Source organism: Nocardia sp. NPDC046763, assembly GCF_040645495.1.
GTDB lineage: Bacteria > Actinomycetota > Actinomycetes > Mycobacteriales > Mycobacteriaceae > Nocardia.
In genome coordinates this window covers 1-15,746 of the sequence record NZ_JBEYYI010000037.1, presented here as the reverse complement: position 1 = coordinate 15,746, position 15,746 = coordinate 1, and the positions used below count along the sequence as shown (strand labels likewise).

The 15,746-nt window shown below is 64.5% G+C and carries 12 protein-coding genes and 1 pseudogene; 7 read left to right on the top strand and 6 right to left on the bottom strand.

What is annotated here, in order from left to right:
• Positions 1–292: 292 nt before the first annotated feature.
• Positions 293–937 carry an SRPBCC family protein gene (locus ABZ909_RS38605; RefSeq protein WP_357010418.1) on the top strand — a complete coding sequence of 215 codons (645 nt, stop codon included), beginning with the start codon at positions 293–295 and terminating at the stop codon, positions 935–937.
• Positions 938–998: 61 nt separating this feature from the next.
• Here the strand turns inward: ABZ909_RS38605 and ABZ909_RS38600 are convergent, their stop codons facing one another.
• Complete coding sequence (locus tag ABZ909_RS38600; protein WP_357010415.1) at positions 999–1,187, bottom strand: hypothetical protein; 189 nt, start codon at positions 1,185–1,187, stop codon at positions 999–1,001.
• On the opposite strand from ABZ909_RS38600, the pseudogene ABZ909_RS38595 reads away from it, so the two are divergent.
• The 4 genes and pseudogenes from ABZ909_RS38595 to ABZ909_RS38580 form a co-directional block, all read left to right on the top strand.
• Positions 1,155–1,469 (top strand): annotated as a pseudogene (locus ABZ909_RS38595) (Tn3 family transposase); the annotation flags it as partial. The gene ABZ909_RS38600 and the pseudogene ABZ909_RS38595 sit on opposite strands and share 33 nt — an antisense overlap.
• 774 nt (positions 1,470–2,243) lie before the next feature.
• Positions 2,244–3,086 (top strand): substrate-binding domain-containing protein, encoded by an 843-nt coding sequence (locus ABZ909_RS38590; RefSeq protein ID WP_357010412.1) that lies wholly within the window; start codon positions 2,244–2,246, stop codon positions 3,084–3,086.
• Positions 3,087–3,105: 19 nt separating this feature from the next.
• Positions 3,106–4,179 carry an ABC transporter permease gene (locus tag ABZ909_RS38585; RefSeq protein ID WP_357010410.1) on the top strand — a complete coding sequence of 358 codons (1,074 nt, stop codon included), beginning with the start codon at positions 3,106–3,108 and terminating at the stop codon, positions 4,177–4,179.
• Positions 4,176–4,958, top strand: a complete 783-nt coding sequence (locus tag ABZ909_RS38580) for an ATP-binding cassette domain-containing protein (protein ID WP_357010407.1) — start codon at positions 4,176–4,178, stop codon at positions 4,956–4,958. The genes ABZ909_RS38585 and ABZ909_RS38580 overlap by 4 nt, the downstream gene beginning before the upstream one ends.
• 1,257 nt (positions 4,959–6,215) lie before the next feature.
• On the opposite strand, the gene ABZ909_RS38575 is transcribed toward ABZ909_RS38580, so the two are convergent.
• Both ABZ909_RS38575 and ABZ909_RS38570 read right to left on the bottom strand, forming a co-directional pair.
• Entirely contained in the window at positions 6,216–7,298 is a 1,083-nt protein-coding gene (locus ABZ909_RS38575) for a helix-turn-helix domain-containing protein (RefSeq protein WP_357010404.1), read from the bottom strand.
• Between the two features lie 63 nt (positions 7,299–7,361).
• The gene (locus ABZ909_RS38570) at positions 7,362–7,718 is read right to left on the bottom strand and encodes a hypothetical protein (protein WP_357010401.1); all 357 of its coding nucleotides are present in this window, start codon (positions 7,716–7,718) and stop codon (positions 7,362–7,364) included.
• Positions 7,719–8,250: 532 nt separating this feature from the next.
• Between ABZ909_RS38570 and ABZ909_RS38565 the strand changes: the two genes are divergently transcribed.
• The gene (locus ABZ909_RS38565) at positions 8,251–10,761 is read left to right on the top strand and encodes an AAA family ATPase (protein WP_357010398.1); all 2,511 of its coding nucleotides are present in this window, start codon (positions 8,251–8,253) and stop codon (positions 10,759–10,761) included.
• A gap of 616 nt (positions 10,762–11,377) precedes the next feature.
• Here the strand turns inward: ABZ909_RS38565 and ABZ909_RS38560 are convergent.
• A complete protein-coding gene (locus ABZ909_RS38560; RefSeq protein ID WP_357010395.1) occupies positions 11,378–11,716 on the bottom strand; it encodes an Lsr2 family protein in 339 nt (112 codons plus the stop codon).
• Between the two features lie 812 nt (positions 11,717–12,528).
• Here ABZ909_RS38560 and ABZ909_RS38555 point away from each other — a divergent pair.
• Positions 12,529–12,888 carry a hypothetical protein gene (locus ABZ909_RS38555; RefSeq protein WP_357010393.1) on the top strand — a complete coding sequence of 120 codons (360 nt, stop codon included), beginning with the start codon at positions 12,529–12,531 and terminating at the stop codon, positions 12,886–12,888.
• A gap of 642 nt (positions 12,889–13,530) precedes the next feature.
• Here the strand turns inward: ABZ909_RS38555 and ABZ909_RS38550 are convergent.
• On the bottom strand, positions 13,531–15,027 hold the full coding sequence (locus ABZ909_RS38550) for an MFS transporter (protein ID WP_357010390.1): 1,497 nt from the start codon (positions 15,025–15,027) through the stop codon (positions 13,531–13,533).
• Positions 15,028–15,221: 194 nt separating this feature from the next.
• The gene (locus ABZ909_RS38545; RefSeq protein WP_357010387.1) at positions 15,222–15,587 is read right to left on the bottom strand and encodes a galactose oxidase early set domain-containing protein; all 366 of its coding nucleotides are present in this window, start codon (positions 15,585–15,587) and stop codon (positions 15,222–15,224) included.
• Between the last annotated feature and the right edge of the window lie 159 nt (positions 15,588–15,746).

The following is a 15,746-nucleotide window of genomic DNA, read 5'->3' as shown; positions in this document are numbered from 1 at the left end:
TGATACGACGAAATTCGCACGGAAAACGATGCCGCCTGCCGAATTACAGTCAATTGTCAACCTTTACGGGAGGACCAGCGCGACACTCCGTCTGATTGTCGTTGAGCGCGAGAATAATCCATCGATCTCGACGACTGCCATCGAAACTTCCCATCATTGGGAACACCGTTCGAGTCTGTGATAGCCATCACCGATGCATTGCAAAGCCGCAGATAGAACGGGCGCCGAGTCACGTCGAAGCCGGTTTGTTCTACAGGTCACCGCATCTGTGCCCGGTGTAGCTTCATGGCCCATGAAGATCGATGAAGAAAAACTATCGGACATTCCCGGCCTGGTTCGGGGAGAGCAGGTCGGTGTGGGCGAGGTGCTGGCCCGCTGCACCGCGGTCACGCAGTCCGACTACGCCTATGAGGATTTCTATCGGGACTATTGCACCGTTCAGGGCTATATCGACTGCCCACCTCGAGATGTCTTCGACTACATGGCCAATATCCACAGCCTGTCGGAGTGGACGTACAGCACACGCGATTTCGAACCAACCGAGTTGCCAAGCGTTTACCAGGGCGTGGACACGCTCAGCGCCGACACCAAGCTCTACATGAAGGTCGTCGCCAACCCCGACGCCCTCACTGTCGACTATCACTGCGCGTGGGACCAGGGCGACGACCTGTGGATGATCTATCTGATGCGGGTGGTCCCGGCCGAATTGGTGCTCAACCGCCCCGGATCCGTGGTGCTGTGGACGAACTGCCGGCACCCCTACTACGACGAGAACCCCTACCCCGAAACAGCTCCCGCCACCCGCTCCGAGTGGGTGGGCGACATGTGGGGGATCTTCGGACCGGGCCACGGCCTCGAACTCGACAACCTCAAAGCCATCCTCGAATACCGGCACGCTCGTCGACTGCCGGTCGGTCCGCACGTGCTCGCCGGCTGAGCCCATGAACGCGGATTCAACACGGCATCGCGCGGTGGCCGCGCTGGCGCGTCTCCTTCGATCAGTGGTATCCCAGCTCGTTCAGTTGTTCTGCTGCGCCGCGTTTTCGAAGCACCGTTGAAGAGATCGGGAGTCGGTTGGACGAACGGCGCATGGTCGGCTCGCTGACGACGAACCCTATCGGCGGGAAGCCAAGGCGCAGGCGAACCTTCAGGAAGGCCGCCACGATCTGGGCCGTACCGTCTTCCACGGCCGCAAGGGCGAACTCACCCGCGCCTACCTCGACGGCATGGAAGACCAGCTGTCCGCGCTCTGACACATCACCGTACTGTGGAACTCGGTATACCTGGGCTGTGCCCTCGATGAGCTGCGCGCCCAGGGCTACCCGGTCCGTGACGAGGACGCCGCCCGGCTGTCCCCGTTCATCCGCAAGCATGTGCGCATGGACGGCCACTACAGCTTCCACCTGCCCGACCTGGGAGGAAGCCACCGGCCGCTGCGCGATCCGGACGCCCCGGACGAAGACGATTGAATCGGTTGCGGGTCTACTGCAGCGGAATCCAGCCGACCGCCATGTCACCGGACGGGAGCGCGCGCCCGATGCCGAGGGTGCTGGTGAAGTGTGCGTGTGGCTTCCCGATGCTGGTGGGTGTGTCGGGAGGGGTTCCGCGGTGGAGGTGGGAGCATTGCGGCGACTCTGATGTGTCGGAGGAGATTGATAGTGGTTGCATCGATAGTGGTTGTTCAGCACTGCTGGCAGCGTTTCGTGCAGAACCGGGCACGTTCGGTAGCTTGCTGCGCCGGTTGAGGTCTGGGGTTCTGGACTCACCGCTACCGGCCTGATCGGCCGTGACCGCCCTCCCGCCATTCGGGACCGTGAAGGCACGTCCGTCCTTGTAGACGCGTCGGTGCCCGTTCAGTCGAGCTACCCGGTGTTGCGTCGGAATCGACCGGCTGGCAGTGGATCGCTCGGATGTCGATGTCGACCACGGTGAACTCTTCCTGTTGGTCGGCCTATCCGCTGCGGCGCCCAGCCGCATCACGACGGGTGAGCGCTACGTCATGGACCCCGTCACCAAATCCGTAGACCGTGACCGCGGTCTTTTCCGGGCTACACCCATGCCATTTTCGGCTATCAGAAAGTTGAGAAGTGATGAGAACAATGTTGCGACGCGTGCATCGGGGTTGGCGTGTGCTCCCGTGGCTGGCCGCCGGCGTTGTGTTGGCCGCGTGCAGCGGGCCGGGTGCGACGGGCCCTGCACCGACTCGTACTCCGGTCGCGGCGGGCACCTTGCGTTCGGTTGCGGTGGTCACCGACAGCAGTCCGGCCGACGCGTTCTGGAGCGTGGTGAAAAACGGTGCCCTGGCGGCGGGCAAACAGCTAGGTGTCCGCGTCGACTATTACTCCGCTGATGATCCCGGTGCGCAGGCCAGGCTCATCGACAATGCGGTCGCGCAGGGTATCGGTGGTCTGGCCGTGTCGATGCCGTACCCGGAGCCTTTGCGCCCGTCCATCCAGCGCGCTGTCGCCGCGGGCATTCCGGTGGTGACGATGACCCAGGGCGCGGCTGACAGCGCACGCTTCGGCGCCATCGGTCACGTCGGGGTGAGCGAGCGGCTCGACGGACAAGCTGCGGGCAAACGCCTGCACGGCGCCGGGAAGACCAAGCTGCTGTGCGTGGACCATATGCCCGGCCAGATCAGCGGCGACGAATTCTGCGGCGGCGCGGCCCAGGGCTTCGGCAACCCGATGACCACGGTAGTCGTCGATATCAACAACCCGACCGAGGTGGTGTCGCGCGTCAAGGGCGCGCTGCAGGCCGACCCGTCGATCGACGCGGTGCTGACGTTGAACGCGCAAATCGCCGCCCGCACAGTGGACGCGGTACAAGAAGCCCATTCCGCCGCCGCCATCGGGGCCATGACTGTCAACACCGAGCTGCTCGACGACATCCGCGCGGGCAAAGTGTTGTTCACCGCCGACTCGCAGCAGTACGAGCAGGGGTATCTGGCGGTGGTGATGTTGCAGCTGTACAAGACGAACCTGAACACCGTTGGCGGCGGTCAATCCGTCGAGACAGGTCCCTCCTTCATCGACAAGTCCAACGTCGACGCCGTCGCCCCGCTCGTGGAGCAGGGAACACGCTGAGACCGATCAGGAGTGTGAAATGACTGTAGTCGCACAATCGTCGGAGTCGGCGCCGAACCGGCCGGAACAGCGTGAACCCCGCCCGCAACGGCGTGTGCCGGTGTGGCAGTGGCTGGCGTTGCGTCCGGAGACCGCTGCGGCGCTGGGCGCGGCAGCGGTGTTCGTGTTCTTCTCGGTGGTCACCGGGCAGTTCCTGAGCCCGCTGGGTGTCTCGACGTGGCTGGACGACGCGTCGTCGATCGGCATCATGGCCGTGGCGGTGGCGCTGTTGATGATCGGCGGCGAGTTCGATCTATCCGCGGGTGTGATGACCGCATCGACCGCGCTGGTCACCGCGCTGCTGGCGGTGAATGCGGGCTGGAATGTGTGGCCTGCGCTTGGGGTGTCGCTGGTGTTCGCGCTGGGGGTTGGTGCGCTCAACGGCTGGCTCGTAATCCGCACGGGCCTACCGAGTTTCATCGTCACCCTCGGCACATTCCTTGCGTTGCAAGGGGTCAACCTCGGTGTGACGCGATGGATCACCGGCACCGTGCAGGTGTCGGGTATCAGCAGCGCGCACGGATACACGTCGGCGGGCGCGGTGTTCGCCTCGACAACCAGCATCGGCGACACCCAACTCAAGGCGTCGACCGTGTGGTGGATCGTGCTCACGGTAATCGCCGCGCTCGTGCTGACGCACACCAGATTCGGGAACTGGATCTTCGCGGTCGGCGGCTCGAATGCGAGCGCGCGAGCGGTCGGCGTCCCGGCCGCGCGCACCAAGATCCTGCTGTTCATGACCACCACATTCGCCGGCTGGGTGGTGGGCGCGGGCAACATCCTGCGGTTCGACAGCGTGCAGGCCAGCCAGGGCATCGGACTGGAATTCCAGTACATCGTCGCCGCGGTCGTCGGCGGCTGCTTGCTGACCGGCGGCTCCGGCTCGGTGGTCGGCGCCGCGATCGGCGCGCTGACCTTCGGCATGGCACAACAGGGCATCGTGTTCGCCCGCTGGAACAGCGACTGGTTCGAGCTGTTCCTCGGCATTCTGCTGTTGTCGGCGGTGCTGGTGAACACCGCATTCTCCAAGCGAGCAGAAAGGGCACGCCGATGACCGCCTTGATCGAAACCACCTCCGTCGGAAAGAGTTACGGCGGAGTGGTAGCGCTGCGGGAGGTGTCCATGGTGGTCAACGCCGGCGAGGTCACCTGCGTGCTGGGCGACAACGGCGCCGGCAAATCCACCCTCATCAAAATCCTGTCCGGCGTGCACCAGCACGACACAGGTGAGCTGCGGATCGAGGGCGAGCAGACCCGGCTGTCCTCACCGCGTGCGGCGTTGGATCGCGGCATCGCCACCGTGTACCAGGATCTGGCGCTGGTGCCTTTGATGAGCGTGTGGCGCAACTTCGTCCTGGGCTCGGAACCGACCACCGGAGTCGGGCCGTTGCGGCGGCTGGACCGCCGCACAGCGCAGCACATCACCCGGGAAGCCTTGTCCGACTTGGGAATCGGCATCCGCGATCTGGAACAGCCCGTCGGCACGCTGTCCGGCGGCCAGCGGCAGTGCATCGCGATCGCGCGCGCGGTGCACTACGGCGCGAAGGTCCTGATCCTGGACGAACCGACGGCCGCGCTCGGGGTGAAACAAGCCGGTGCGGTACTACGGCACGTGGTGGCTGCCCGTGACCGCGGGCTCGGTGTCGTGCTCATCACCCACAACCCGCACCACGCCTACCCGGTCGGTGACCGGTTCCTGCTGCTCGAACGCGGTGCCGTGGTCGGTACCTACGAGAAAAATGACATCGACCTGCCCGAACTCACCCAGCAGATGGCCGGAGGCGCCGAACTCGATGCACTGCAACACGAACTCCAGCGCGTGGTAACGGCCTGACCGCCACCGCTACCCGCCGAGACAGCGAAGTGAAGCACTGCCTCGGGATCGAATCCGAGTCGAAAGTGATGCCCGGCTCGGGCGACGTACCCGAACGCCTTCAGGCACGGAAACCTGGGGGCCGACATCTACGCCGGACAGGTCCGGTCATCCTCGGCCACCTGGTCCCGCTGCCTCCGTCGCATCAGCGGTCGGCTGGCCGTGATCCTCGGGAGACGAGGATCACGGCACCAACCGGTGTTCAGGCCCCTGGTCGCCCGGGTGTGAGCGAGCCGGTAGGAGTCCATGCCGGTCTCGATGATGTGCCCGCCGAAGGTGAGCCGGTCGAAGGTGAGCCGGTCGACGATCGCGGAAAGCCGGGATCGGTGAAGGCCACCCTGATCACTACCAGCGCGACCGTCGTGGGCTGCCGGCCGATCCACCTTACGCCCGTGGCCTTCAACGAGTTGATGGCCGTGCTCGTCGGCCCGACCACTCTGCTCCGTGCCGCGCGGACCTCCTCGGCCACTTCACCCAACGCGTCGTGCGGGTGGCCACCGGTCCGACAGCTGAGCAGTTCGACCATGCCGTCCCGCATCCGCTGCAACTGCTGCAACAACTCACCGGGTGCCCCTCATCACCGACCGCCGCCACCGTGCGCGTCGGACCTGGACGCGGATCTCATCTGCCGATCACCGGCCCGCTCGCCGCCGCGCGGCGGGGTCGCTGTCGGCCTGATCTCCCGACAGGATGCCGGTGCCGTGTGCAGCCCTTCGATGTCGAATTCGGTCGCGACGTCGTTTCATTCATAGACCGGTAGCGCTGGATGATCGAGGATCACCAGTCGTAGCCTGTGCAGGACGTTGCCGCGATGGCGTGGCGTTGGCAGCGGTCGGGTGTCCGGCACCTCGACGCTGTCGAGCCTACGTCGGCCTGATTCCATCAGGCGCAGTCACTCCTCGCTACGCCCGGCCAGATTCGCCATCACATTCCGGGACAGGCCACGCCTGCGCCTGCGCATTTCCAAGCGCTCGCCAACCGCGAGTTCGGTGGTGTTGGGCTCGTTCATACGTCATTCCCTCCGCCGCCGTGGTTGAAGTCGGATGTTGACATCCGCTGCCCACGCGGTGGCCGCAGCTCCTCGTAGCAACGGTAAATGCTTTGGTGCAGAACATGTTTCGAGCATCAGGCCGGGACTCCACCGTATGGTTGGGAAGCCCGTTCGCAACCATACGAATTCGCCTGCCGACAAGAGGTATTGGTGACGAGAACGGACAGTCATGAACCAACGGCGTCGGCGACAGCGGGATCGAGAAGCCGCCGCCGGAACTCTTTGGTGCTGTGGCCGGTCCAGCGCTGAATGGCGCGCCGCAGGGTGCGGGCGTCGGTGTAACCGAGGCGGGCGGCTACCGACTGGGCAGGCAGGTCGCTGTCGCGAATGAGAAGTACCGCGTTGTCATGTCTCACCGCCTCGACCTCCTGCCGCCAATTCGTGCCCAACGCCTGCAACCGGCGCTGGAGGGTCCGCGGACTCAGCATCAGTCGTCGTGCCGTGTCCTCGAGACTGACTTCTCCGTCTCGCAACGCAAGACCGATGGCTGTACGCAGGGTTCCCCGCCAATCCGGCGTGGATCTGGAACGGGCCAAGAGCAACTCGGCGTGGTGGCGAATCATCGCACCCAGGTACGGGTCGGCATTTGTCGGCAGGGAACCCGCGTCGAGGAAGGTGATCTCCGCGCACGGCGTACCGAACTCGATTCGGGTGGTGCCGAATGTATCACTCAGTTCTGGGTAGCGTTGAGTGTCGCTGTGGCTGAATGCGACTCGGATCGGAACGAGAGGGTGGCCGGTCGCCTCGCTCATTCGCCGGTGGACGAGCGAGAGTGTGAACTCCTCGATCGATGCGAGCAGGTCGTCCGGTTCAGCTGTGGGCTTTGTGCGGATAGTCAGCAAACGGCCGTCCTCCTCCACCGACCAGTCGGCTCCAGGATCGGTAGCCATGCCTCGCAGCTCGATCGCGGTACGTACGCTGTCAGCGAGTGTGACTCCGCTGGTGAAAAGGTAGTCCCAGACATACAGGCTGCCGCGTTCGGCGGCGGAAGCGACGCGTAGTCCCGAGGCCGGGCCTACCGTGCCATCGATGAGTTCCCATGCTCGCCAAGCCCATTCGACTGGTATGCGCAACAGCTCGTCGTTCAGTACCTGAGGATCCATGGCCGGTTTGATCGCGTCCAGTTTCGAGGGTGGCACACCAAGGTTCATCGCCGTGGCGCGCATCAGTCCGGCCAGGTGGGTGGGGATAGTGCCATGAATGATTGCCGTGGCCTGGCAAAGGGTTTCGCTCGTTGTACTCGAAGTCAACTTCTCTCCACTCAGAACTGTTCAGCGGCAAAACCGGCAAGGAGGGCGGTGAACCCGCCGATCTCACCGACAAACCAGGGCGACAAGGACGAACCGCATCGTCGTCGGCGGGTTACGCATCTGGTTGTCGGTCTCTTCTCGCAGGCCGAGCCGGGTATAGTTGCCGATCGTCACCGCGAACATGAAGACAATCGTGTTTGCCGCAATGAAATTCACGGCCGATGGCCAACCGGACAGTTCGATGAACACGGCGATCAGGGTGGTCGCGAACGAATACATCAGCGCCGCGCGATGCGCTGTGTCGACGTAGGGGTGGGCTGTTCCGTTCGGCCTGGGCGATACGGCGTTCCGACCGTTCGTTGAACGAAGCGCCCAGTGTTTGGACCGCCTGCTCCTGGCTGGGTAATTCCAGATGTTCACCGCCGGCTACTGCGGCGACCATGCCGGCGACAGCTGTCAACAACGGGGAGCGGTCTCACGAGCACACCATGGTGGGGATACCGCACTGCGCAATGGACTCCAGCGGAAGCCGCGCATCCCAGGGCGAGCGACAGTCGCGCAGCGGCTTGCGGTCGCCCCTGGAAGCCGTGCACGAGGATCACATGTGCCCCGGCTTCACCCCATCGTTCGACTTCCGGCGACGATCTGTGCGACCGTCCCCGGCGTCGATCGTGGGTAGTTCGGCCACATCTCTGATACGGCCTCGGAACTTGCCAATTCCGACCACATTTCGGCGAATTCTCGCCCTTCACGTCATACCTCCGGATGACCAGGACATCGATGCCACGCCTGCCCGGAAGTTCGGGCGGGGCGGCGGTTCGGTCAAGGCTCGGCGAATAGGTAGTCCGCACGCATCGGCACTTCGTGGTAGGTATCGAGAGATCGGGACCGGTTCCGGTGAAATTACAGGTCGCGGGACAGCCACACCGCCATCCCACTAGGCTGCTCCGACGTGTCTGTGAAACCTGAACCGTTCGACGTAGGTATACCGACGAACGGTGATGGATTCGTCGGCCGCGAACGCGAGTTGGAGCGTGTGGCGTCGTTGCTGTCGGGCTCGGCGCGCATGGTCACGTTGGTCGGGTCGGGAGGAATTGGGAAGACCCGTTTGGCAATGGCGGTGACCGGCCGAATTCGTAAGGCCGCGGCGCTGCCCGTGTATTGGGTGCATCTGGCCAAGCTCCCCAAGAACGCGAGTTCCGATGCGGTACGGGACGAGATCGTCACCACGGTGGTCGATGGCGATTTCTCGGGACGAACAGCGCGGCAAGCTTTGATCGACACACTCGACCGGGCGGACGAGGGCGGGCTGCCGGTGCGTTGTGTGCTGGTGCTCGACAACTGCGAGCACGTACTGGATGGGCTCGGCCCGGCCATCGCGGATCTGCTCACCGAGGTCCCGGGACTGGCGGTGCTGGCCACCAGCCGTACCGCGATCGGATGGGTGGACGAGCACATCGTGGCGATTCCGCCGCTGTCCCGGCAGCAGGCGCTGGCCTTGTTCCGGCAGCGTGCGGACCTTGCCGGGCACCCGGTCACGACGGACGGGCAAGAGCTCGTGGAGCAGATCTGCTGGCACTTGCACAACTACCCGTTGCACATCCGGCTGGCTGCCGCTCGATTGCGCTATCAATCGCTTTCGATGATCCTGCGCGATCTGGGGGGTACGGACGTCGATCGCAGGTTGCGCTGGTCGCCGGGATTCCGGGTCGGCCGCGATAATCGGCATCGCGACATCAGCGCGGTCATCGGCTGGTCCTACGAGTTGTGTGAGCCCAAAGAGCGGCTGCTGTTTACTCGGTTGTCGGTCTTCGCGATCGGTTACGACACGAATCCGGAGGACGTCGATCATGATCGGCCTGTTGTGCCCGACATCGGTGCCGACCTCGACGCGATCGAGGCTGTCTGCGCCGACACCGACCCGGACGGGTTGGCTCGCGAAGAAATACTCTCCGTGCTGGAACAGCTGGCCGATCGCTCCATGGTGTTGATTCATGTCGGCCCCGAATCGGTTCGGTACTCGCTGCTCGAGAGCTTCCAGGTGTTCGCACACGAATTGCTGCGCGAGTCCGATGACGGGGAATGGCTGCGGCTGGCTGCCCGGCATCGCCGCTATTACCGAGACCAGGTCAACGCGGTGGCAACCGGCTGGGTCAGCCCGCGCGAACAGGAACTGCTGGCCCGAAACCGCGCCGAGTGGGACAACATCGTGTGGGCGATCGAAGGCAGTCTGGCCGATCCGGACGAGGCGGTTGTGGGTCTGGAGATCGCGAAGGGCCTGCTGGCCTCGCGAATCGCGGTTCTGCGTGGCTCTTTACGGGAGTCGCGGGGGTTGGCCGAACGCAGTCTGGCGGCTGCCCGGGCCTCGGGACAGTGCCCTGCCGAGCTCGATGTGTCGATGCGGGCGGCGATCGGCTGGATCGTCCTGTGCCAGGGCATGACAGCCGAGGCCGACCGGATCCTCGAGGAGTGTGTCACCGACAGCGTCGCCCCCGAGGCCCGATGGAATTGGCGAGCGGACCCGGCGGTCGATCCGGGTCTGCCCGCGCCGGTGGACAACCTGTGGGGCGGCCTGCTGTGGCAGGCGGAGACGGATCCGCGGGCGGCGGTGGTGTTCGCACGAGCGCGGAGCAAGTTCGAAGCCGCCGGTGATACGGGTGCCGCGACGATGAGCGAGCTGTTCGAGTCGTTGTCGGCAGCGCTCCTCGGCACCGCGGAGGACGCGTTGACGGTGACGCGTCGACATCTCGATGCGATCGTCGCAGCCGGGCCGCAGTGGGCGCTCTCGTGGGCCCGCTTCGCCCGTGCCATAGCGGTTTCCGCGCACGGCGATCCCGCCGCCGGCTTGGCCCTATGCGATTCGGCACTGGCCTGGCAGATCCCGATGCGGGATCACTGGGGCGGGGTATGGGGACTCAGCATTCGTGCCCGAATCCTCTCGCGGCTGATCACAAGTCGGCCCACCGGCGGATTCGACGACCAAGCGGTCCGGCAGGCGCTGGAAGTCGCCCGGCTGATCGGGAACGCCGCGGCGATTCGCCGACGACTCGGCATCGAGCTGACGAACCTGCGCCCGTTCGCGAAACAAGCCGATGATGCGATCGAGATCGCGACAAAGGTATTGGGGCACAAGGTGTTCGAAGCGGCCATGCGAGAGGGAGAGTTCAGGCCCGGGGCCGACCAGATCCCTTCGGCCCTGCACTCAGCCGAAGCGGGCTGCACCCGCGTGGTCGCTGTCATCGGCGAATCGCGACCGTGGGATGGATTGACCCACGCTGAGCAGGAGGTCGCCCTGTTGGCCGCGGCCGGGCTCACGAACACCATGATCGCCGAGCGCCGCGGAACATCTTCTCGCACAGTGGATGCCCAGGTCGCATCGGTTCTGTCCAAGTTGATGATCGGCTCCCGCAAGGACATCATTCCGCTGCTACCCACCGAACACCCCGACCAAGCCGGTCGGTAGACCTGAAGCGCAGCAACGTAATTGGAAGTATCTGCGGGCAGATCCGCCTCTGGTGTCCGAGATCGGCAAGGACTCCAGAGGCGGACACGGACCACGACGTGGCACGGGCTCGACGGAGCCGCGTCACGCATTTCTGATCACGTCTACCGAGTCGGGCGACCCGCGAGGGAAAGCGCGTCCAACCGGTGAAACCGATCCGTGGTAATCCGGGCTTCGCTATAGGGGAGGCCGCTCAGGACACCGGATCCGATTCCGAGACTAGGCGACCCAGGCAGCCGATTCAGCTTCGTATTCCCATGACGGGGAATAGCATTGCTTTTCCGGCAAGGATTTTCACACCGTGACCATTCCAATTTCACGGCTACCGCGTCCTGCCGTTTCATCGCGCCGTCATAGTCGGCGCCCGGCTGAGTCACACCGTTCAGTGGCCGATCTACCGGTTCTGGGACTTCGACCGCCGCCGGTTCGCGCTCCGTCCCTCGACCGCCCGGATCTCGTCGATCGGAGAGTGACCCACGAGGGCCGATCGCGCATCGGACGCGGACCATGCTACCCGCAGCCTGACGAACCGCCTGATCGATGGCAGTAGCCCGATCAGGCGTTGTCCGGTCGGCGGCTAGTTCGTTGCCGCACGGTAGGATTCGAGCACCTCGGCCGGGATGCGGCCCCGTGCCGATACCTGAAGACCGTTGGCGCGGGCCCACTCCCGAGCCTGCGTACTTTCCTGACGGTCGGTGGTCGATCGCTGATTGACCACCGCGGGCTTGCGGCGGCTTCCGCGCACCTTGCGGGCACACAGAATCCACGGCTCGAATACCGATCGCAGTTGGTCAGCGTTCGAGTGGGAGAGGTCGATCTCGTACTCGACACCGTCCAGGGTGAAGTTGACGGTTCCGTCGGCCACCGATTCGCCGTCGAAGTCGTCGACGATGCTGACGACTACCTTTCTTGCCACGATCTTCCTCCCAGGTCTTTCCTCATCGTGAGTGCAGTGCGCTCGGTCAGTTCTACACACCGGTTCCGTCGAGGCCGAGATCGGGTACGAAGACTGCGATACTGCCCATAGATCGTCTCGTCGCGACATAGTGCATGCCCACCCGAAGATCGCGTGCAAGGAGCACGAATGACGCTTACTCGCAAAGGTTCTCGACGCATCACCGTCGACGGCGTTACCTACCGGTGGAAACTGCGGGGGAGGCCGACCTACAGCCAAGGCATGGGCTGGACACCCTGCACGTACGCGGTCGAGCTCGCTGAATTCAATGGTTCGGTCCTAGTTGTCACAACCGATCGCACGCACCTCAGCAGCTGGATCGGGCCTACCGCGGGTCCTATCCTTCCGGCGGAGGTGGCGGACACGATCAGGACCGCCCTCTCGCAAGGCTGGGTGCCGACCGCCAGCGGTCCGTCGTTCCATCTCGATCAGTCACAGGGGTTCGAGGCTTGCCTTCCGTAACACGGCAGGAGAATTCGAAGCTCGGAAACTTCCCAGCCGTGCGAAAATCATTTTATGAGAACCTGATTCGCGATCATGGAGTGACGATCGTGTTCGAGTTCCCTGACCGAATCCGAGTCGTTCTCCGCGCAGCGGCCGGACGAATCCGGGACGCTCTCAGTCGCTGCGCCTCCGAACTCCACGACCGAGGATCGGCTGCTTCACATGCGCTGCGGGCGGCCGAAGGCCGGTTCGCCGCTGCCGATCGGCCGATCCCGCCGGAACGCATCGGCCGGGAACCATCTCGAGTCGCAGCGCTCCAGACGGATTCGATGGCTCGAGAAACGACCGGTCCGCGAACGCGGACCGGTCTCGGCGACGACATCGACACGGTCGTGGCACTGTCGCCGACCTTGTCGAGCTTGGTGCGCTGTTTACACGCCGACGGATGTCTGACCTCCGTTCAGGTGAGTCGCGAGAGTGCCGCCGCGGGAGGTCCTCACGTCCACGTGCATCTCGGCAGCAAGACCGAGCGGCGATTCGATGATGTTCAGCATGGCGTGCTCACGCGCGAGCGGGCGGTCCACGGCATCGTGGACGATATCGCCGACGCGCCTTCCGATATGCCGGGCCTCACCAACGGCGACGTCCTGGGAATGCATTACGGGGCGCTGTGGGACGAACTCCAGTAGAAGGAAAACCGTCTTCGCACTGGCTGTTTCGATAATGGTGAGTCGAAACGGCAGTGGCGATGGCCTACCGACCGCTCCACGACCGCGCGGGTGGCCCTGACCCTTACACGCGCGCGGTCGTGGATCTGCGTGATCGACTGCTCATACGGTGCCACCGATCCGATTCAGCTGGTCTGCGTCTGAAACCAGCCGCTAGGGGAGCGGCGAAGGCGGGTGCGGCACACGGGTGTTTGCACCCGCAGCATGCCAGCGATCGCGCGAGCAAATCGTACGATCCCCGCCGTGCGATCGACTCGGGCATTGTTCCCCGTCGTGGGAACTGGATGCTCTCGAATCGGCAGTGAGCAGCCCGGCGGCCCCGCCTCCCAACCCCGGGGTGGTCCGAGATTCTCGTCCGGAAGGCGAGGCACATCACGACGGACACCCGATGCGATATCCGCTTTTCGCACCGGGCTTCGCGTTGCCGTCCACCGGGACCGGAGTGGGTGACCTGGTGACACGGAAGCGAAGTCGCGATCCTGGGCCGCAGGTCCGCGTAGATGCGACCCAGGCGAGCGAACTCTAGCCAGCCACTGACCAATCTCAGCCTCACCCGGTTCCCAAGTGTGGGAAGAAGGTGCACATAATATCGTCACCGACGGTTCACCGATTGTCTCGCCGATCGGTGAGGTCGACGTGATGATGTTCGGTGGACGCCAGGGGTGGGGCGATGTCTTCCAGGGAGCGGCCTTCGGCGTCGACGGCGAGGGCGCGGGCGACCAGGCCGCCGCCGATCATGACTATCGCGCCGACCAGGTAGCCGATGAACAGGCGGCCGGGGTGGGTGCCGTCGCCGATGAGCGCGCCATAGATGACCGGGCCCAGGGCACCGAAGCATTGTGCGATGGCGAAGAATACGGCGATCGCCTTGGCGCGGACCTCGAGAGGGAAGATCTCGCTGACGGTGAGGTAGGCGGCGCTGGCGCCGGCGGAGGCGAAGAAGAAGATCACGCACCAGCACAGGGTTTGGGTGTAGGCGTTGAGGGCTCCGAGGTCAAACAGGCAGGCGGAGATCGCGAGGGCGGCGCCGGAGAGGATGTAGGTTCCCGAGATCATGACGCGGCGGCCGAGGGTGTCGAACAGATGGCCGATTGCGAAGGGGCCGAGCAGGTTTCCTATCGCGAAGGCGATCAGGTAGATCGGCGTGGTGGCGGCGGGGACACCGTAGAAGCGGCCCAGTACCAGGGTGTAGGTGAAGAAGATGGCGTTGTAGAGAAACGATTGGCTGATCATCAGGCTCGCGCCGAGAACGGAGCGAGAGGGATATTCGCGGAACAGGATTCGGGTCAGCGCCGCATAGCCCACACGGTCGGCGGGCTGGAGTTGCAGTGCACGGGATTCGTCGACGTCGACCAGGTCCACACCGTCGGCGCGGACCTGGTCCTCGATCGCACGGATCGTGGCTTCGGCCTCGGCAGCGTGGCCGTGCATGATCTGCCAGCGTGGGCTTTCCGGCAGGTCGCGGCGAACCAGCAGGATCACCAGCCCGAGTACCGGGCCCGCCAGGAAGCCCAGGCGCCAGCCCACGGACAGATTCACGTACTCGAGCAGTACATACGTTCCCAATGTGCCGAGAATCGCTCCGGCCCAATAGGTTCCGTTTACGGCGATATCCACGCGGCCGCGGTGACGCGCAGGGATCAATTCGTCGATGGCCGAGTTGATCGCCGCGTACTCGCCACCGATGCCGGTCCCGGCCACGAAGCGCGTGAGATAGAGGAACGCGAGCCAGCCTGGCCCGGATCCCAGTGTCAGCGCGGTGAGTCCGCTGCCGAGCAGGTAGACGGCGAGGGTGATGACGAACAGTTTGCGGCGGCCGAGGCGATCGGAGAGATTGCCGAACAACAGTGCGCCGAAGACTTCACCGGCGAGGTAGATGGTCGCGACCAGGCCGACCGCGGCGGACGAGAGGTGCAGCGTCTCCGGCTTGGTGAGCGTATCGGCGACCGCTCCGGCCACGGTGATCTCGAGCCCGTCGAGAACCCATGCCACGCCGAGGGCGATGACTATCCGGGTGTGGAATCTCGACCAGGGCAATCGGTCGATACGCGCCGGTATCGTCGTTCGGACCGCACCGGCCACGCCGATCTTCTCTGCCATGTCAACTCCCGAGCTATGCCCTCGATGCCCCGGACACAGTGGCCGCGAACCCCGGCCGCCGCCCGCCCCGATCCCCTGCTGATGTTTCGAGCGTAGGCCGTCCCCAGCGCTGGGAGGCTTGAGCCGACACGAAACCCGTTACCTCCCTGATGGATTCACATGCACAAGGCGGCATCCCCGGAGCCGTTCGCATTTCAGCGGATGTTGACGGCCGCCGTGATACTCGGAGCGCCGAGGGAGTCGATAGCGAACAAGAGGTAGTCACCGGGCAGCACGACACCGGTGTCAGCGGGAATAGCCAGTTGATAGGCCGTGCCGGAGGTGCCGGTAATGGTCAGGGGGATCCTGCGCTGGTCGTTGTCGATGGTGTGGGTGGCGGCACCGGCCCGGACGAGGCTGAATCGACTCACTGGCCGGTCGGTGGTGACGGCGATACCGGCACCCGGTTCCGTTGCTGTAGGCGCGGCAACGATGGAGGGCCGAGAGCGCGCAGATCCATCGACGTTGAGAAGGTAAGCAGGGGTGGAGATTTGGCCATCGAAGTGGTTTGTTCCGCACACCGCTCACAACCCGCCACCGCCCACGAAGACGCGGCCGTCGCTCAGTGTCAACGGACATCGGGACATGGCTCTGGCACAAAGTTGTTGGTGCCCTGGGAATTTGGAGCCGCGAAGGTAGTGGTCGATCATGATCCCGGTGCGCTGATCTTGATCTGAAGG

Excerpts from the sequence above, each read along its gene's own strand:
- ABZ909_RS38605 (WP_357010418.1), top strand. The coding sequence starts at position 293 with ATGAAGATCGATGAAGAAAAACTATCGGACATTCCCGGCCTGGTTCGG.
- ABZ909_RS38585 (WP_357010410.1), top strand. The coding sequence starts at position 3,106 with ATGACTGTAGTCGCACAATCGTCGGAGTCGGCGCCGAACCGGCCGGAA.
- ABZ909_RS38580 (WP_357010407.1), top strand. The coding sequence starts at position 4,176 with ATGACCGCCTTGATCGAAACCACCTCCGTCGGAAAGAGTTACGGCGGA.
- ABZ909_RS38555 (WP_357010393.1), top strand. The coding sequence starts at position 12,529 with ATGGCTCGAGAAACGACCGGTCCGCGAACGCGGACCGGTCTCGGCGAC.
- ABZ909_RS38550 (WP_357010390.1), bottom strand. The coding sequence starts at position 15,027 with ATGGCAGAGAAGATCGGCGTGGCCGGTGCGGTCCGAACGACGATACCG.